Source organism: Methylorubrum zatmanii, assembly GCF_014845115.1.
Taxonomy (GTDB): Bacteria; Pseudomonadota; Alphaproteobacteria; order Rhizobiales; family Beijerinckiaceae; genus Methylobacterium; species Methylobacterium zatmanii.
Genome location: NZ_NKUI01000017.1, coordinates 1 through 18,325, shown reverse-complemented (window position 1 = coordinate 18,325; position 18,325 = coordinate 1). Strand labels below are relative to the sequence as shown.

Genomic DNA, 18,325 nt, shown 5'->3' with positions numbered 1-18,325 from the left:
CCTGTGAGGATCGGTGCCGGTTTCTTGCGCGATGTCCTGACACTGGATGTCCTGGCACTGGATGTCCTGGCACTGGATGTCCTGGCACCGAACGCCGAGGCACGGAACTTCAGGCGGTTCCGTCCGGACGAGGACACCTCCAACCGCTGGCAGGACGCTCTCGACGTCACCAGCCGCGCCCGGGTCGCCGAAACTCTGCCGTGGGACGATCACCGCGCGCCCGATGGCCGCGTGATGGAGATGCTGAGCGAACATCGGGACCAGGGCCGGCTCGAAGGCGAGCCGCTGACCGGCCGACACGGCTTTTCCTGCCGTGAGGCATTCATCCATATCATCGCCTCGATGCTTGGCCAGAACGCCAAACGAGCGAAGTCTTGCAACCACATTCCTCGGCAAAAACCGACCGGTTCGCTCGATAACTTACTATGGAGCCAGTCGGATTCTCTGGATCCTCGTTGCGGCGCGGGTTTTTCAATCGGATTGCCCTTCGTCGCAAAGCGCTCGGGCGCGGATGGGCGATGCATCGCGCGGTACATCGTCCATCCCGTTCGAGGGCCCCCAGCAAACGTCAGCCGCCGGTGAAGATCAGGCCGATGATTTGTACGCTGAAGACCTTCACGATGGTCATCGATGGAAAGATCATCGCGTAGCATATATCCGGCCGCTCTGTCGGCGCGGTGTGCGCGGAATAGGCCAGGATCGCTGGATTGCCCGTGGCGCCGGAGGCGACGCCGAGCAGGTCGTCGTAAGGGATTCCGAGCAGGTAAAAGCCCACGAGCAGCACGATCGCCACCGTCGTCAGCAACACCGCCACACCGATCAGCAGCATCAGCGGTCCGGTCTGCACGACGGTGGCGACGAAGGCTTGGCCCGAATTGATCCCGACCGTGGCCAGAAACAGGGTCAGGCCCAGATTGCGTAGCACGATGTTGGCCGGCAGCGGCATGACCCAGCTCAGCCGGCCGGTGCGCCGAAGCCGGCCGAGGATCAGCGCCACGATGAGCGGTCCGCCGCCGATGCCGAGTGCCACGGTCCCGACACCCGGCACCGGGACCGGGATCAGCCCGAGAAGAACGCCGAGCACCATTCCGAGGCCGGCCGAGACGTAACTGAAGTCTGCGGTCGCCTTGAGCGTATCGCCGAAATGCGCGCGGGCGCGCGCCACGTCGTCGGGGGCCACGAGGAGCCCGACCCTGTCGCCCAGCTCCAGCATCAGGTCGGGCGAGGCCAGCAAGTCCATGTCGTAGCGCCGCACATGCAGAATCCGGATCGGAACATCCGCCGGCAATGGCAGCTCGGCCAGCTTCACGCCGGTCAGCGCCGCCTTCGAAACGAAGAAGCGCTGGTAGGTCAAATCCGCGCGATCTTTGGCGAGCCGGCCCCGATCGACATATCCGAGCGCCGTGGCGACCTCGTCCACGGCCACGGCCCGATCGGCCGCGATGAGCAGCGCGTCGCCCGGATGCAGTTCCAGATCGGCATCGGGAAGCAGATTACGATGCTCCTGCCGCACGCCCGCGATCTGCACGCCATCGGGCAGGATCGCCATGACCGCACCGACCGTCGTCCCCGAGGCCGGCAATCGCTCGACCGTGACCTCGCCCATGTGGAAGCGGACCGGCCTGGGTGGAAAGACCGGCTTCACCCGCCGCGTCATGAAGTAGAGGCAGAGAATAGGGCCGATCACGCCGAACGGATAAGTGACCGAGTAGCCGATGGAGGGATCCCGATTCTCGATCGTGTCAATCGCGGCCTGCAGGGCCGCCGTGCTGACCATCGATCCGGCAAAGATGCCGAGGGTGTGGCCGACCTTGACCTGAAAGACCGCGCCGAGACCGAGCGCCACCAGCAGCCCGGCGGTGACCGCGCCGGCCGCCAGCACGTTATAGACGCGACCGGGTCCCGACAGGCCTTCGAAGAACTGCTGACCGTAGAGTATGCCGATCGCGTAGAGAAACATGATCAGCCCGACCAAGCCGAGTGGCCCGGCGATCTGCAATTTCGGTGCGATGGCACCGATGAACAGGCCGACAAAGAGCACGGCTCCCACGCCGAGAGAAAAATCCCAGATCCTGATCTGCCCCACCGCGTACCCAAGGCCGATGACGAGGAAGAGTGCGAGAATCGGCTGCGTTCCAATGAGTTCGCTGATTGAGGCCATCATGGAAGAAATCTCCTCTTCCGTCCGTTATGCCCCCCGTTCGGAGGATCTCCGGCGCAGATCACGGTCACGCCGGCCGACGACCCCGCATCTCTCTTCTCCTGGAACGGACCGATTGCCGACCTTCGTCAGCGCACAGGCGAGGCAGACCGACCGCCGGCGCCGCCGGAGCGCGGACGGCCCTGCCCAACCGGGCGCGTCAGGATCGGCTCGGCGCACGACAGGACATACGCTTCTCCGGCCTGCGAGAAGCTCAGCCGCTCGCCGTTCAAAAGCCGGCAGGTCGCCGATCCGTGGTCGATCTCGACCCGAAACGACTGTCCTCTCACCGTCAGAACGAATGTCAGGGCGGACCGCGCCTCGGACAGAACGGGATTGAACGAGATCCGGCCCTCGGTGTCGCGCAATCCGACGAAGCCGTAGACCGAGACGAGCCGCGTGCCATCGATCGCAGCGACGTGAGCGCCATGCATCATGGTGCCGCCAATATCCGACATGTCCATCGCTGCGGCGCATTCGACATACGCGATTGCTTTCTGCTCGAATCCACTTTCGTTCGCGATGATGCTCTGGATGCGCACGGGCAGAAATGAATCGTGCGTCGTCAGGGGATCGCAGCACTCGAAGCTGCGCCGTTTTCCATCTTTCGTGAAATGTTTACCGAGAATAACCATAGCCATCACGGCGCCGGCTCGCTTGATAGCCCGATATCTATCACTATCCATGGGAAGATCTCGGCCGACATTCGTAGAAGCCGCTGAGATAGGTGCCTGCTTCCCGGACCGGTGTTCCTTCTTCCAAGGGACCACGGATGCCCAGATATTCCTTCGACACCGCGAACATCGTCTCCGCTTGGCCAGTCGGCTCACGCGCCAGCCTTGCGCCATGGCGGACCGCCTCGGACACCCAGGGGGTCGACGGACAGATGTCTTCCGGTGGACGGTAGCGCGGGCGCAGCATGGATCATCCGTTCGAACGGGTATGGCTAATCCGATTCGTCAAAGCGCGCCCGGACTCAAACTCCGAAATGCTCTCAAGCGTTGTTCCCAGGATGGTACTCAGCGCCTCTCGCGTGAAAAACGCTTGATGCCCCGTTACAATGACATTCGGAAAGGAGATGAGACGCTGCAAGACATCGTCAGAGATGACGGTACTTGAAAAATCCCTGTAAAAAAGACCCGCCTCCTGCTCGTAGACATCGAGAGCCATTCCTCCGAGCCGGCCCGACTTCAACGCGTCGATCGCCGCTTCCGTGTCGACGAGCCCGCCGCGGCTCGTGTTGATAAGGAGTGCGCCATTCTTCACCCGCGCCAGCGTTCGACGGCCGACGATGTGATAGGTCTCGGGTGTCAGGGGGCAGTGCATCGAGATGACATCCGCCGTCTCGACCCCTTCGGCATCGACGTAGCGACCACCGATCCTCTCGAACTCGGGTGAGCGATGGACGTCGAACCCGATCACGGTGCAGCCGAAGCCGGCCATGATCCGGCCGAAGATGGTGCCGATCTTTCCAGTCCCGATAACGGCTACGGTGCGCCCGACGAGGTCGAATCCCATCAGGCCGTCGAGCCTGAAGTCGCTCTCTCTCGTTCGATGATAGGCCCGATGGATTTTTCGATTCAGGGCCAAGAGCAATCCGACGGCAAATTCGGCCACCGAGTTGGGCGAGTAATTGCTCACTCGAACGACTTCGATTCCAAACTCCTCCGCCGCCTCCAAATCGATGTGATTGAATCCGGTACAGCGGGTGGCAACAATTTTCGTTTCACCCCGAGCGAGATGCCTGAGGACATCGCGGTCGACGGTATCGTTGACGAAAACGCTGACCGCAGGGAATCCCGCCGCGAGTGGTGCGGTTTCGGATTCGAGCAACGCATCGAGGTAGACGAGGTCGTGACCGTGACTTGCGTTGAGCTCGTTCAAAAGCCCACGCTCGTAATCCTGCGCGCTGAACATCGCGACTCTCATGCCCACGCCTCCCTACTCAGGCGTTGTGACGCCGTCCGTCAGCGCTGCGTCAAACGAAATCGATCGAAGGTGCTGGGCCGCGCTTCGCTCCAACGATGACGATCCGTTGCTTTCTCGGGCGTCAGACGCCGTATTGTCTGCTGGATCAGGCGACATTTATTCGATTGAATTTGTCCATGACCCATACTTTGTACGGGGAAGGATCTTGCGCTTGATTGATCGGGACAGCTGATCACGGGGCGTCGAGCGAACGTCCGGTCTTCGCCCAGACCCGCGGCGTCGGCAACATGACAGCCGATGCAGCTGCTGCGGCGATGCGGACGACGGTTCGAGGAAGCGTAACCGGTGGTCGGCCGATCGCCGGATTCTCCGTGATCGACGAATCGGCTCGCGCGGGCGATCTCCTCGATCGAGCGACCGATGATCCTCGCCCGGTTTGGCGCTGTCGGGGGACGAGCGGGCGCCGCCATCGGCCTTCGTCCGTCAGGGCACAAGAAGGGGGATTTGCCGAACGCTCTCGCGGGTAGCGCCGACGGTGATGTCGTTGTCCCGCTGATGCAGCGCCGGGACCGGGATGCCGATCTCGCCCCCGCCGAGCCGGCGCCGTCGGGCGACGACGGCGATCAGTGTGTTGCCGTCCCGCGACACCCTGACATCCCGCACATACCCGACGACGAGCTTCTGATCCGCATAAAGCCAACGGCCGCGCAGGACCGGAATCAGCGAGGCTGCGGCTTGCTGCATGCGCGAATCCGCCTGATCCGCGAGAGGCGAGCGCCCCTCCTGTGCTCCGGCCCCGCCCGCGACGATCGCGAGGGCGCAGGCCAAGGCGCAAACGAATGGCCGCATCCGACATCCCTCCTTCCGCTCGGGCAGGGCTCGTCTCAGGGGCCGGTTCAATGCCTCACGGCCGGTTCTCATGCCGCCAGATGCTCGGCGCCATGCCCGACCAGCGCCGGAAGGCATGCGTGAAGGCGGCCGGCTCGGAAAAGTTCAAGGCTGTCGAGATCTGCGTCAGGGTCATGCTCGTGTCGGCGAGGAGTTGCATGGCCACCCGGAACATTGCGTCGTTGGACAGCTGCCTGAAAGTCGTGCCCTCGGCCCGCAGATGTCGGCTCAACGTCCGGCGGTGCACGAGCCGCATACGCGCCACGCGCTCCGCCTTGCAGCGTTGCCGGGTCACTTGGGTCCGGAGGTAACGACGAAGCTCATCGGTCAAGCTGCACGATTGTTTGGCTGCGAGTTGGCGGATGCGGCCCTCGACCAATCGTCGGACAATCGGGTCGGCGCCGTCGACGGGCTTCTTGAGAATTTCGTCCACGAACACCAGGGCGGCCACTTCCTGGTCGAACCGGACGGGCGCCTGGAAGAAGCGCTCATAGGGAATGACCTTGCGGGGCTTGGAGCGGGGCAGCAGAACCTCGTCCGGAGCCCAGTCGAGACCACAAAGCGCCCGAAGGACGTTGGTCATGGTAGCCAGCGCCCTCTCCGAATGGATGGCAGCGCCCTCCGCCTCCGGGCCATAGGGGGCATAGCTGAGGACGGTCACGCCACTGTCGATGCCAAGCCCTACCACCGCGCCCCAGTTCTGCGTGCCGGAATGCGCTGCGAGAACCTGCAAGGCGTCGCCCACGGTGTTCGAGTGGCGCATCAGCAGGCCGAGCCGCCCCAACGACGCCAGGGTCGCGCGTTGTCCGACGAGAAGCCCAAGATGAGGACAGTTCGTGCGCTCCGCCGCGAGTGCGATCAGACGGCCGAAATCGGCATAGGAGACAAGTTTGCCGCCTTCGGAATGCCGGGGATCGAGCCGTAGCTCGGCAATGAGGGCATTGGGATCGGCACCAAGTTCGATCAGTGTGGCGTAAATCGCCGGCCCTACCCCAGGACGGCTCATGGCCATGGGGAGCGACTTCGGGAGCGACTTCCCGGTCGCGCTCAGACCTCCGGTTCCCGCCGTCTGATTTGATGGTTCAAGTGGGTCTGCAGTCGCAGAAGAGCACATGGACACTCCCATTTCAGACGCTGAGCGAGCCAAGGCGAATCAGTTGACGCAGATTTTGAATAACGCAGACCCTGGCATCCCAACTTGATCGAAGAGGACAGATTGCAGCCGTGCAGGATCCGTCGCCGGCCAGGAAAAAAAGAGGATACCTCGTAATATTCGCGCCGCGAATGCGCAGAGCTGGCGGCGAAACGCACGCCCGTTGCTCTGACTCGGTGTCGACGCGTCGCCGAAAACGCTCCGAAAGGCGAGCGCCGCATGAGCGCCAACCCGCACGCACGCCAACGGCGGCGCGCTGTTGCGCGACCTCCGGCTGCCGGATTTGCGCGACCCGCCGTCACCGTGACCGCCCCCGGCACCGCCACGGCGGAAGCCACGCGCGTGATGGACGGCTTAGCGAGCCTCACACAACTCCCGCTTCCGCATCGTGTCCTCTCTCTGGCCGCGACGGCGCGGCGGGAGCTTTGTGAGAGACATTAGGCCGGTGGCAGCACCGTCTGGTCGGGCTGGATGCCGGGCGAGAGTTCCGCCCCGTCGTCGTGCGGGGCGAGATGGGCGATGATGGTGTCGCGGTAGCGGGTGAGCCCCTTATACTCCGCGAGTTCGGGCGGCAGCGTCGTCAGCACCCGGTGGAGACGCTTGCGCCATTTCTCCACGCGCTCGATGTCTTTGAGGCTGAGAAGGTAGCAGCGAATGCCGAACAGGATCGCGTTGGAGCGCGGCAGCCGGAACAGGGTCTGCAGCTCGACCCGCAGATGCACCTTCTCGGCGACGTTCTCCGGCGTCACCGTGGTCCGGTCCGGTCCCCAATCGGGATAATTCTCCGGCGAGGTGTCCAGGCGGGGATTGATGGTCATGGTCCAGTTCAGGCGCCGGACCGGATGCCCGTATTGTAGGCGCAGGAGGAAGCGCAGGGCCCGGTCGAACACGCCGGTCTCGTGGGCGAGCGGCACCGGCCCGTGCCATTCGTGGAAGGACATGCCGATATCGAAGTCGAGGGACCAATCGGCCTGAGTCGTCACCATGCCGCCATCGACGAAGAGGTTGTCGTCGCGCTGATCCTGCAGGGTGAAATCGCCCTGCGCTTGCCGGGTGATGTATTCGAACGGCGCACAGGGCAGCGTCTCGGGCCTGCCGAAAACGAAGCTCTGGTCGATGCCGAGCGGCCGGTTGATCCAGCGCCAAGTGTCGCCGTCCTTGTCCAGGCTGAAATGCTCGGGGTAATCCGCCGCGAGGCTCTCCATCAGCAGCTCGAGCGTGTCCCATTGCGCCGGCATCATGTGCGGCAGTACCTGGCAGCGGCCGGGATCGTCGGCGAGCACCATCGCCCTCTCCTGGCACTCGGCGATGTAATGCTCGTCGATGTCGAAGGCGTGGGCGAAGGCCGGAGTCGGGCCGCCGGGGATATGAGGCTCGATATTGACCGAGTACATGTAGCGGTCCTCCCCGAACGGAAAGGGAAAGCGCAGCACGCCCGCGTCGCTGTTGACGTAGGAGAAGTTCTCGCGGAACCGCTCGTCCTTGCGGAACTGAATGCCCATCGGGGTTCCTCCTTGATCTTACAGGTCGAGCACGAGCGCGTCGGAGCGCGCCCGTGAGACGCAGGTGGCGATCAGCTTGCCGTCGGCCCGCTCCGCCTCGGTGAGGACGTGATCGCGGTGCTCCACCTCCCCGTCGATCACGCCCGTGAGGCAGACGCCGCAGGCGCCGCCGCGGCACAGGCAGGGCGCCTCGATGCCCGCCGCTTCGAGGGCTTCGAGCAGGCTCTGCGTGTCGGAGACGGCGATGCTGCGCCCCGAGCGGGCGAGCCTGACGCTGAAGGGCTTGCCGCCCTCGGCCCCGCCGAAGCTCTCCTTGTGGATGGAATGGCTCGGCCAGCCGAGATCGAGCGCCGCCGCCTCGACCGCCGCCATCAGGCGCTCGGGGCCGCAGGTATAGACATGCGTGCCGAGCGGCTGGTCGGCGAGGATCTCGGCGACCGAGCGCCGGGAGGTACTGCCATGGATGGTGACGGCGCCGCCCGCCTCGGCGAGCAGGCGGCCGAAGGTCTCGGTCTCCGCGTCGGTGCAGTATTGATGCAACTCGAAGGCGGCGCCCCGCTCACGCAAGACCGGCAGGAAGGACAGGAACGGGGTGAGCCCGATGCCGCCGCCGATCAGGACGTGGCGGCGGGCGAGGCTGGCGATGGGAAACAGGCTCGCCGGCGTCCCGATCTCGACGCGGTCGCCAGGGCGAAGGTGGTCGTGCAGGAAATGTGAGCCGCCCCGCGATTCCTCCACCCGGCGCACGATGATCGCGTAGGCGTCGCGCGCCTCCGGCGGCGTGACCAGGGAATAGGCGTTCTTCCAGACACGCTCGGGCCCGCGCAGGGTGACGAGGACATGCGCCCCCGGCGCGGCGGTCGGGAAACACCCTCGCTCCGGCTCGAAGCGGAAGCGCTTCAGGGTCGGGCTCAGGGAATCGATGCCGGCCACGCGGGCCGGGAGGGTGCCGTCGAGGATCATGGATAGGCCCGTTCCGCCTGCGGGACATCGCCCGGCTGTTCCGCGTCGATCTTGACGCCCTGGAAGGCCGAGAGCCGGCGCGAGAAGTGATCGCGCACGAACAGGTTGGCGCCGCAGCCGGCGCAGCGCACGATCGTGGTGGTGACGCCCTCGTTGAAGGTCTTGCAGTGAACGCACTGGACCCGCCGGGCCAGGGTGCCGGACTGCTTCAGGAAGATTTCCTGCCGGCCGAGGCCGTGCGCCTGGGCGACGCCGTAGACATCCCAGAGGAAATCCTCCGGCCCTTCGACGTAGAGGCGCAGGCCCATCCGCTCCCCGGCGAGCCGCCGCCCCAGCGTCTCCATGAGGTAGCGGGTGGAGCGGAAGCGGCGCTCGCCCACCCCCTCCGGGCGCGGGAGCGTGCCCTCGCAGGTCGTCGGGGCGACCGTCCAGCTTTCGAGACCGTCCTGCGCCAGAGCGTCCGGGGGCGGCCCCGATCCGGCGGAAACGTAGAGATGGCGGCGCCCGGACGAATCACGGCGCAGAGTCGCATAGATCGGCCGGCTCTTGATGCCCTGATCGGTCATCGCAACCTCCGTGGAAAAGGGATGTCGAGTGCTTGTTCCGGCGGCGGAGCCGGCATGGCGACGATCGGCATCCGGCCGTCGAGTTCTCGATGAGAACGACAGTTTCTCATGAAGAACAACAATGTCAATCCATTCCGATGAGAGGCCGATACCTTCCGGCGGACAAGCCCCGGCCAGTCGCGCTCTCCACCGGCACAAATTGCAAATCACTGAATGGAATAAGGAATTTCTACGACAGAGCTGACCCTCTCGAAGTCCTCACCCAGGGGCGATGCAGGGATCGGTGCCTCTGTTTCAGCGTGCTGCGTCCATCTTCTGAGCAGCATGCCCCGATGTGCGCCAGAAAGCCGAAACCATTGGCACACATCAGATGAAGCGGTGAAACGGCACAGGATTGTGCTTGACAGCCCCCGCCTTGGGAGAAATGAATATTCTCATCGAGAATGAAGCGTCTCTCGCAAAACTCCCGCTGCGCCGTCATGGCCAGAGGAAGAGCGGTGCGTCCTCGGGAGTTGTGTGAGGCACTTTAAGTCGGGCTGCGCGCCATCGATGACCCATCGTTCGGAACGGTGGGCCGTTGCGGCACCGGATCACCCCTTCGAGGGCGATACCCTGTTGAATCTCACTGCGGGCAAGACCTTTCGGCGACGACAAGGTGAGACAGTCCGTACGCGACTGACATTCCACGCCCCCTTCGCCTGAACGCGAAGCCGAAACAGAGAAAGGATCCGCCGCTTTCCGCGGTCGGAGCCGTCTCGCCTGTTCAATCCGCCCGCATCGGGCCGGATCTCGGAATGACCCGATTCGAGCCCCTGCTTTCTCGAATCGGGCCGCATCACCCCACAAACTGACTTGGGAGATGTCACGATGAGTGTCGGAATTTCCTCGACGGGGCCGGCATCGCCGGCCGTCCCCATCGCCGCGTCGGTGGATCAGGGCCAGCTCCACCGCAGCATCAACTGGACCGGAGCGTTCTGGGTCGCGAGCGGCGTCCCGGCCCTGGTGCTGTTCTCCGTGGGCGGCATTGCCGGCAATACCGGCAAGCTCGCCTTCCTGATCTGGACCCTGTCGATGCTGATGGGCTTCATCCAGTCCTTCAGCTACGCCGAGATCGCCGGCCTGTTCCCGAACAAGTCGGGCGGCGCCTCGATCTACGGCGCCGCCGCCTGGGTGCGCTACGCGAAGCTGATCGCGCCGCTCTCGGTCTGGTGCAACTGGTTCGCCTGGAGCCCGGTGCTCTCCCTCGGCTGCTCGATCGCGGCCTCCTACATCCTCAATGCTCTCGCCCCGGCCCCCTCGGCGACATCGCCTGCGGTCGTGCAATGGCTCGCCGCCCACGGCGCCGCGCTCCAGGGCACGGAGGCGGAAAAGCTCGCCGCGGCGGTGGCGGCCGTCTCCCCGACCTTGCGGAGCTGGACCCTGTTCTCGACCACCCTCGGGCCGGTCTCGCTCTCGCTCAATGCCGCCTTCGTCATCGGCGCGGTGCTGATGCTCGCGGTCTTCGCCGTGCAGCACCGGGGCATCCTCGGCACCGCCAGCGTGCAGAAATGGATCGGCCTGCTCGTCATCGTGCCGATGTTCATCGTCGGCGTGGTGCCGCTGCTGCTGCACGGGGTGAACTGGAGCAACTTCACGCCGCTGGTGCCGCTGGCCGCGCCGGCCGCCCCCGAGCCCGGCGCCTGGAACGTCACCGGCTGGACGCTGGTGCTCGGCGGCATGTTCATCGCCGCCTGGTCGACCTACGGCTTCGAGACCGCGATCTGCTACACCAGCGAGTTCAAGGATCCGAGCCGCGACACCTTCAAGGCGATCTTCTATTCGGGCCTGCTCTGTCTCGCCCTGTTCACCCTGGTGCCCTTCACCTTCCAGAGCATGCTCGGCGTGGAAGGCATGCTGGAGCCTTCCGTGGTCGACGGCTCGGGCGTGGCGGCGGCGCTCGCCCACATGGTCGGCGGCGGCCCGGTGGTCGAGAGCGTCCTGGTGATGCTGATGATCCTGGCCCTGATCCTGTGCATCATGACCGCGATGGCCGGCTCCTCGCGCACGCTCTACCAGGGCTCGGTCGATGGCTGGCTGCCGCGCTATCTCGGCAAAGCCAACGCGCACGGCGCCCCGACGGCCGCGATGTGGACCGATCTCGGCGTGAACCTCGTGGTGCTGGCGATCGCCTGCGCCGACGCGACGAGCTTCTTCTTCATCCTCGCCGTGTCGAATTGCGGCTACATCATCTTCAACTTCCTCAACCTGCACTCGGCCTGGATCCACCGCATCGACTCGGCCGGCGTGCCCCGCCCCTACCGGGCGCCGACCTTCGTGCTGGTTCTGGGCGGCGTCTTCGCCTTCGTGAACGTGGTCTTCATGGGCGCGGGCGCGAAGGTGTGGAACCCGGTCGCCCTCTGGGCCGGCCTCATCACCGCCGCCCTGATCATCCCGGTCTTCCTGTTCCGGCACTATGTGCAGGACGGCGGCAAGTTCCCGCACGAGACCTTCGAGGATCTCCATGTCGGGCCGGAAGGGGCCAGGAGCGTGAAGCGGGCCGGCATCCTGCCCTACCTCACCCTCGTGGCCGGCGTGGCGGTGCTGCTGATCTCGAACTGGATCTTCACGCTCTGAGAACGGGTTAGGCTGTCCGCACAGCCCGGCGCGGGACCCTCCCGCGCCGGGCTTTTTCCGTGACGACGCGCGGCCGCCGCGTCAGGCCGAGGGGAAGAACGGGCTGAACTTCTTCACGAGGTCGCGCTCCGACGAGACCTCGGCCTTGCGGTAGATGCGCAGCTTGCAGTTCTTGATCGTGCCCTTGCTGATCGCCAGTGCCTGGGCGATCTGCCCGGTCGCCTGCCCCTTCATGGTCAGGGTGAGGATGTCGCGCTCCCGCGGCGTGAGCGCCTGGAGGATCGTCGCCGCCGCCCGGTGATCGACCGAATCCTCCGCCGCGGCTCTGGCCTCCAGGGTGAAGATCCGGCCGCCGGGGGCCAGGGGGAAGTCCCGGTCGAACGGCTCGGTTTTCAGCACGAAGTCCCGGCCCTGCAGGGTGGTCAGGCCTTCCAGGCCGCCGAGCGCCTCGGTCAGGGGCAGGATCGAGGCATCCGTCGTCACCGCCGCGCGCCAGGAGGCGTTCGAGAACACCTCCACGCCGTGCCGGTCGCGGATCAGGGTCGGGCGGCTGACGAGGCCGCCGCTCTCGGCCCCGCCGGTGTAGCGCAGGTGGTTGAACAGCTGCCCGAGATGGCTGCGGTGATAGCCTTCGAGCGCCGGAAAGATCAGCTTGGCCCGCTCGATATCGGCCTTCGAGAAGCTGCCCCGCTCGCGTTCGAGGAACAGGCCGAAACAGCAATGGCCCACGGTGGAGAAGAACATCCCGATCTCGTCGGAGATGTTGGCCGCCGGTGTGAAGATCTTGGTGTAGAGGACCGATTCGGGGCTCTCGTTGGCGAGCTCGGACAGGGTCAGAACCCCCGGCTCGCCGGTGCGCCGCCAATGGGCCGAGAACGGATCGAGATACTGCCCCTTCTCGTCGTAGAAGGCGACGATTTCCGCCGGCACGCCCGAGGTGTAGAGCACGTCCGGCGGCGCGACCCGCGAATAGCGGATGATCCAGCTCGAATCGTGCCGGATACACAGCCCGGCAAGGCGGAGCAGCTTGCGGTGGAAGCTGTCCGACCCGATCGAGGCGGCGACCTCCCCGAGCTGCGCGAACCACGCACCGTCCGTCAGCCGGACCGTTTCGGCGATCTGCGCGTCGTCGCTCAGGCACGAGGAGACCTGTCTGAGCGCGTCGGCGGTTTCGAAACCCATGGTCGCGGAAGGCAATGACAGCACCTGAACAGGCCTCTCTTCGCGCGTCCCGATTCTCTCGGCCGAACACTCTGCTGTGCTGAAGGCGCCGGACGCAAGGATCTTCCGCAGGCAAGGATCGTGCGGAGATGAGCCATTCCGGACCGCCCTCACCTGATTTTCGGCGCTGCGGGGCGGCGATGGTGCCAACAGTCACCATTGCCCGACGCTTTGGACCGCGTCTAAAAATTTTCCCGGCAAGAAAAATACTGGCGAGACAGGCACAACCCGTCTCGCCTGCCGACCTTCACGGTCCCTGACAGTCCGGACCGTGTGGCGGCCGTCCGATGAGCCGGAACGGCGTGGGCAGCGCATCGCCTCCGGTCGGGAACACTCCGCGAGAGAAGGGGCCAATGCCATGGGCTACAAAGATTTCCCCCGCCAATCCGCCCTCAACGAGCGCCATCTCGCGCTGGGCTCGAAGCTCGACGCGGAATGGAACGGGATGCCGATTCCGCAGACCTACGCCACCGATCCCTACGAGGAGACCACCACCGTCCGCTCCCGGGCCGGCCTGTTCGACGTCACCGGCCTGCGCCTCGTCAACGTCTCCGGCCCCGATGCCGAGGCGATGCTCAACGCCATGCTGACGAGCGACGTCTCCGCGCTGAAGCCCGGCGAATCCGCGATCAGCAACATCGTCGACGACGAAGGCTCCCTGATCGACGACGTGCTCGTCTATCGCGACGGGCCGCAGGATTTCCGCCTCTCCCATGGCGGCGGCAGCCTGGAGGAGGCGTTGCCGCTCTTCACCGAGGGACGGAACGTGACGGTCGCCAAGGACGACGACGTCCACATCCTCTCGCTCCAGGGACCGCTCGCCCTCGACATCCTCAAAGCCCATACGCCCCTGGATCTCGCCGGGCTCAAATACTTCCGGCACGCCCGCACGACGCTGTTCGGCTACGACGTGTCGCTGGCCCGCGGCGGCTATTCCGCCGAGCGCGGCTACGAGGTGTTCTGCGCCGCCAAGGACGCGGTGGCGATCTGGGATGCGATCATGGAAGCGGGCCGGCCCTTCGGCATCTGCGCCGCCTCCTGGGCCTGCCTCGACATCGTGCGCGTCGAAGGCGCGCTGCTGTTCTTCCCCTTCGACATGCCGCAGCCCGACACGACCCCCTGGGAGGTCGGCGCCGACTGGACGGTCGATCTCAGCAAGCCGGATTTCCGCGGCAAGGCCGCCCTGGAGCGGCGGCGCAACGAGATCCGCTTCCGCCAGGTCGGCCTGGAGGTCCTCGACGACGAGGCGGTGCCCCCCGGCTCCCGGATCTTCTACGAGGGCCGTGAGGTCGGCACCCTCAACAGCTCGACCTATAGCCGCCACCTGATGAAGTCGCTCGGCCTCGCCCACCTGCCGCCGGAGCTCGCTTCCCTCGGCACCGCCGTCGAGATCCGCACCGACAAGGGCAATCTCGCGGCCAATGTGGTGCGCACCCCCTTCTACGACCCGATGCGCCTGCGCACGCATCCGCTCGACGAGCGCGCCTGATCCCGTCCTTCAGCCGATTTCCGAGGGAGCCCATCATGACCAAGCGTGTCGCGATCATCGGCGCGGGCCCGAGCGGGCTGGCGCAGCTGCGGGCCTTCGAGGCCGCCCGCCGGGCCGGCGCCGAGGTGCCGGACCTCGTCTGCTACGAGAAGCAATCGAACTGGGGCGGATTGTGGAACTACACGTGGCGCACCGGCCTCGATGAGAACGGTGAGCCGGTCCACGGCAGCATGTACCGTTACCTGTGGTCGAACGGCCCGAAGGAATGCCTGGAATTCGCCGATTACTCCTTCGAGGAGCATTTCGGCCGGCCGATTCCCTCCTACCCGCCCCGGGCCGTGCTGCACGACTACATCGCCGGCCGGGTCGAGCGCAGCGACGTTCGCAAGTATATCCGCTTCTGCACGCCGGTGCGCTGGGTCTCCTATTCCGAGGAGACCGGCAAATTCACGGTCACGGCCAAGGACCTGATCAAGGACGAGCACCAGACCGAGGAGTTCGACTATGTGGTCGTCGCCAACGGCCACTTCTCGGTGCCCAATGTCCCGTCGTTCGAGGGCATCGAGCAGTTCCCCGGCCGGGTGATGCACGCCCACGATTTCCGCGTGGCGGACGAGTTCGCCGGCAAGCGCATCCTGATGGTGGGGTCGAGCTACTCGGCCGAGGATATCGGCACGCAGTGCATCAAGTACGGCGCGAAATCGATCGTGTTCAGCTACCGCACCAAGCCGATGGGCTTCGACTGGCCCGCCGGCTTCGAGGAACGGCCGCTCCTGACCAAGTTCACCGGCAAGGTCGCCCATTTCAAGGACGGCTCCTCGGCCGAGGTCGATGCGGTGATCTTCTGCACCGGCTACCAGCACAGCTACCCGTTCCTGCCGGATTCCCTGCGACTCAAGACCAAGAACTGCCTCTACCCGGCCGGTCTCTACAAGGGCATCTTCTGGCAGGACAATCCGAAGCTGATCTATCTCGGCATGCAGGACCAGTATTACACCTTCAACATGTTCGATGCGCAGGCTTGGTACGCCCGCGATTGGATCATGGGCAAGTTCGAGCTGCCGAGCCGCGAGGAGCAGGCCGCCGACATCGCCAAATGGCTGGCTTATCAGGACACCCTGACCAACCCGTTCGAGGCGATCGACTTCCAGACCGAGTATGTGCGCGAGCTGCTCGCCGCGACCGATTACCCGCATCTCGACGTCGACAAGGTGGCGGCCCTGTTCAAGGAATGGGAGCACCACAAGATGGAAGGCATCCTGACCTATCGCGACCGGTCCTACCCCTCGACCATCACCGGCACGATGTCGCCGGGCCATCACACCACGTGGATGAAGGCCCTGGACGATTCGCTTCCCGCCTTCATGGGCCTGCCCCAGGCCGCCGAGTAGGCCGCCCCCGTCGAGAACCGATCCCGAGGAGAGGGGTGCCATGAATCAGGTCTGGTTTCAGCCTGCCCTGCGGCCGGAGAGCGGAACCGCCCTCTCCCCGCGGGAGCGCGCGATCCGCGTGCCCGGCGGCCAAGGCTGCGTCTTCGCGGTCTCGGCCGGCGATGCCCTGCGGATCACCGATCCGGAAGGCCTGCAGGGCGGCCTGCTCTACGCCCTGGCCGGCACCTTCGCGCCCGTGGAGCCGGGAGAGGCACCGGACCTCGCCGCCCTGCTCGACGGGATCGGCGGCGGCGCGGCGGCACGGACCGCCCTGGCGGCAGGCGGGATCGGCCCGTCGGATCTTGCCGGTCTCGTGATCCTCGACGGCGAAACGACGGCCGGCGCGGCCTGGGAAGGCATCGCGGCCAGGGATTCGCTCTGTCTCCTCGCCGCGCCCGGAGCGGCGATGGCCCCCGAGGCGCAGAACCCGCCGACGGAACTCCACCTCGCGATCCGGCCGAAAGCCTCGATCGTCGGGCAGGCTCCCCCGCCCCTCGCCCCGCCGCTGCAGGACCTGCGCGTCGCGGCCGCGACCGCCCGCGCCTATACGGTGAAGGCGGGACAATACATTCAGATCATCGACGTCGACGGGCGCCAATGCGCCGACTTCCTGGCTTTCGACGCCGCCGAGCTGGCGCAGGGCCGCGAATTCGGTCTCGACGCCACCACGACCCATACGCTGATGGGCACCTCGTCGCCGAAGCCGGGCCTCCATGCCAAGTATTTCGATGCGCGGATGGTGCCCCTCGTCGAGGTGGTGCAGGACACGGTCGGCCGCCACGACACCTTCATGCTCGCCTGCTCGGCGAAGTACTATGAAGACATGGGCTATCCCGGCCACTCCAATTGCACCGACAATTTCAACGTGGTGCTGGCGCCGCACGGCATCGACGCGCGCAAGGGCTGGCCGGCGATCAACTTCTTCTACAACACGATTCCGGGCACGAACGACCGGATCGACATGGACGAGCCCTGGTCGCGACCCGGCGATTACGTGCTCCTGCGGGCCCTGACCGACCTCGTCTGCGCCACCTCCTCCTGCGCCGACGACATCGACCCGGCCAATGGGTGGTGTCCGACCGATATCCATGTGCGCGTCTACGACGCCGCCTGTGCGTTTCCCCATGGGATGAGCCACCGCATGACGCCCGATTCCGAGCCGCGCCTGACCCGCGAGACGGGTTTCCATCCCCGCACCGCCGCCCTGACCCGCAAGATCGAGGATTATCGCGGCTTCTGGCTGCCGAGCAGCTTCTCCTCGGCGGGACCGATCGAGGAATACTGGGCCTGCCGCGAGCGGGCGGTGGTGCTGGACCTTTCGGCCCTGCGCAAGTTCGAGGTGATCGGCCCCGATGCCGAGGCCCTGATGCAGCGCGCGCTCACCCGCGACGTGCGCAAGCTCGCGGTCGGCCAAATCGTCTATGCGGCGATGTGCTACGAGCACGGCGGCATGATCGATGACGGCACGCTGTTCCGGCTCGGGCCGAACAACTTCCGCTGGATCTGCGGCGACGTCTATTGCGGCCTGTGGCTGCGCCAGCTCGCCGAGCGGAACGGCCTCAAAGCCTGGGTCAAGGACTCGACCGACCAGCTCCACAACCTGTCGGTCCAGGGGCCGCGGTCCCGGGACATCCTCGCGCCCCTTCTCGTGACGCCGCCGCATCAGCCGAGCCTGTCCGAACTGAAATGGTTCCGCTTCACCGTGGGCCGCCTCGCCGGCGTGCCGGTGGTGGTCTCGCGCACCGGCTATACCGGCGAACTCGGCTACGAGGTCTGGTGCCATCCCTCCCAGGCGGTCGCGGTCTGGGACGCGATCATGGAAGCGGGCGCGCCGCACGGCCTCACCCCGGCGGGGCTCGCCGCCCTCGACATGCTGCGCATCGAAGCGGGGCTGGTCTTCGCGGATTACGAGTTCTGCGACCAGACCGACCCGTTCGAGGCCGGAATCGGCTTCGCCGTGGCGGCCGCGAAAGCCGATCCGTATATCGGCAAGGAGGCGCTCGACCGGCGGCGGGCGGCACCGCATCGCCGCTTGGTCGGCCTCGACATCGCCGGCAACGAGGCGGTCGGCCACGGCGACCCGGTCTATGCCGGGCGCGCCCAGGTCGGCGTGGTCACCAGTGCCGTGAAGTCGCCGATCCTGCGCAAGACCATCGCCCTTGCCCGGCTCGACATCGCCGCCGCGGAGAGGGGCGGGCCGGTCGAGATCGGCAAGCTCGACGGTCATCAGAAGCGGCTCGCGGCGACCATCGTGCCGTTCCCGCACTACGACCCCGAGAAGACACGGGTCCGGGCCGAGGCGGCGGCCCTCGCCTCGCCTCCACCGGCCTCGGCCAGCGATACCGTCGCCACGGCCCGGACCCGTGTCTTC

At 65.9% G+C, this 18,325-nt stretch carries 14 protein-coding genes and 1 pseudogene; 5 read left to right on the top strand and 10 right to left on the bottom strand.

What is annotated here, in order from left to right; all coding sequences use genetic code 11:
• Positions 1–24: 24 nt before the first annotated feature.
• Positions 25–582 (top strand): hypothetical protein, encoded by a 558-nt coding sequence (locus MZTS_RS25635; RefSeq protein ID WP_210329076.1) that lies wholly within the window; start codon positions 25–27, stop codon positions 580–582.
• On the opposite strand, the gene MZTS_RS02475 is transcribed toward MZTS_RS25635, so the two are convergent.
• From MZTS_RS02475 to MZTS_RS02435, 9 genes are all read right to left on the bottom strand, one after another.
• Positions 569–2,164, bottom strand: a complete 1,596-nt coding sequence (locus MZTS_RS02475) for an aspartate:alanine exchanger family transporter (RefSeq protein WP_192281127.1) — start codon at positions 2,162–2,164, stop codon at positions 569–571. The genes MZTS_RS25635 and MZTS_RS02475 overlap by 14 nt on opposite strands.
• A gap of 125 nt (positions 2,165–2,289) precedes the next feature.
• Positions 2,290–2,886 carry a glycosyl hydrolase family 65 domain-containing protein gene (locus MZTS_RS02470; RefSeq protein WP_192281124.1) on the bottom strand — a complete coding sequence of 199 codons (597 nt, stop codon included), beginning with the start codon at positions 2,884–2,886 and terminating at the stop codon, positions 2,290–2,292.
• The gene (locus MZTS_RS02465; protein WP_192281121.1) at positions 2,879–3,121 is read right to left on the bottom strand and encodes a hypothetical protein; all 243 of its coding nucleotides are present in this window, start codon (positions 3,119–3,121) and stop codon (positions 2,879–2,881) included. The genes MZTS_RS02470 and MZTS_RS02465 overlap by 8 nt, the downstream gene beginning before the upstream one ends.
• Positions 3,122–3,124: 3 nt before the next feature.
• Complete coding sequence (locus MZTS_RS02460; protein ID WP_192281118.1) at positions 3,125–4,129, bottom strand: 2-hydroxyacid dehydrogenase; 1,005 nt, start codon at positions 4,127–4,129, stop codon at positions 3,125–3,127.
• 483 nt (positions 4,130–4,612) lie between these two features.
• Positions 4,613–4,873 (bottom strand): PRC-barrel domain containing protein, encoded by a 261-nt coding sequence (locus MZTS_RS02455; protein ID WP_246481953.1) that lies wholly within the window; start codon positions 4,871–4,873, stop codon positions 4,613–4,615.
• A 160-nt stretch (positions 4,874–5,033) separates the two neighbouring features.
• Positions 5,034–6,023 (bottom strand): AraC family transcriptional regulator, encoded by a 990-nt coding sequence (locus tag MZTS_RS02450; RefSeq protein WP_192281185.1) that lies wholly within the window; start codon positions 6,021–6,023, stop codon positions 5,034–5,036.
• 584 nt (positions 6,024–6,607) lie between these two features.
• Positions 6,608–7,672 carry a heme-dependent oxidative N-demethylase family protein gene (locus tag MZTS_RS02445; RefSeq protein WP_192281111.1) on the bottom strand — a complete coding sequence of 355 codons (1,065 nt, stop codon included), beginning with the start codon at positions 7,670–7,672 and terminating at the stop codon, positions 6,608–6,610.
• A gap of 18 nt (positions 7,673–7,690) precedes the next feature.
• Positions 7,691–8,635: a PDR/VanB family oxidoreductase gene (locus MZTS_RS02440; protein WP_192281108.1), complete on the bottom strand. Its 945-nt coding sequence runs from the start codon at positions 8,633–8,635 to the stop codon at positions 7,691–7,693.
• Complete coding sequence (locus MZTS_RS02435; protein ID WP_192281105.1) at positions 8,632–9,201, bottom strand: dimethylamine monooxygenase subunit DmmA family protein; 570 nt, start codon at positions 9,199–9,201, stop codon at positions 8,632–8,634. The genes MZTS_RS02440 and MZTS_RS02435 overlap by 4 nt, the downstream gene beginning before the upstream one ends.
• A gap of 867 nt (positions 9,202–10,068) precedes the next feature.
• On the opposite strand from MZTS_RS02435, the gene MZTS_RS02430 reads away from it, so the two are divergent.
• On the top strand, positions 10,069–11,814 hold the full coding sequence (locus tag MZTS_RS02430) for a trimethylamine N-oxide permease (protein WP_192281102.1): 1,746 nt from the start codon (positions 10,069–10,071) through the stop codon (positions 11,812–11,814).
• Between the two features lie 81 nt (positions 11,815–11,895).
• Here the strand turns inward: MZTS_RS02430 and MZTS_RS02425 are convergent, their stop codons facing one another.
• Positions 11,896–13,020 (bottom strand): helix-turn-helix transcriptional regulator, encoded by a 1,125-nt coding sequence (locus tag MZTS_RS02425; protein WP_343068685.1) that lies wholly within the window; start codon positions 13,018–13,020, stop codon positions 11,896–11,898.
• Between the two features lie 373 nt (positions 13,021–13,393).
• Here MZTS_RS02425 and MZTS_RS02420 point away from each other — a divergent pair, with 373 nt between their 5' ends.
• The 3 genes and pseudogenes from MZTS_RS02420 to MZTS_RS02410 form a co-directional block, all read left to right on the top strand.
• Positions 13,394–14,524: an aminomethyl transferase family protein gene (locus tag MZTS_RS02420; RefSeq protein ID WP_192281097.1), complete on the top strand. Its 1,131-nt coding sequence runs from the start codon at positions 13,394–13,396 to the stop codon at positions 14,522–14,524.
• A gap of 35 nt (positions 14,525–14,559) precedes the next feature.
• Positions 14,560–15,915, top strand: coding sequence for a flavin-containing monooxygenase (locus MZTS_RS02415; RefSeq protein WP_192281094.1), 1,356 nt, complete (start codon positions 14,560–14,562; stop codon positions 15,913–15,915).
• 40 nt (positions 15,916–15,955) lie between these two features.
• Positions 15,956–18,250 (top strand): annotated as a pseudogene (locus MZTS_RS02410) (trimethylamine N-oxide demethylase); the annotation flags it as partial.
• Between the last annotated feature and the right edge of the window lie 75 nt (positions 18,251–18,325).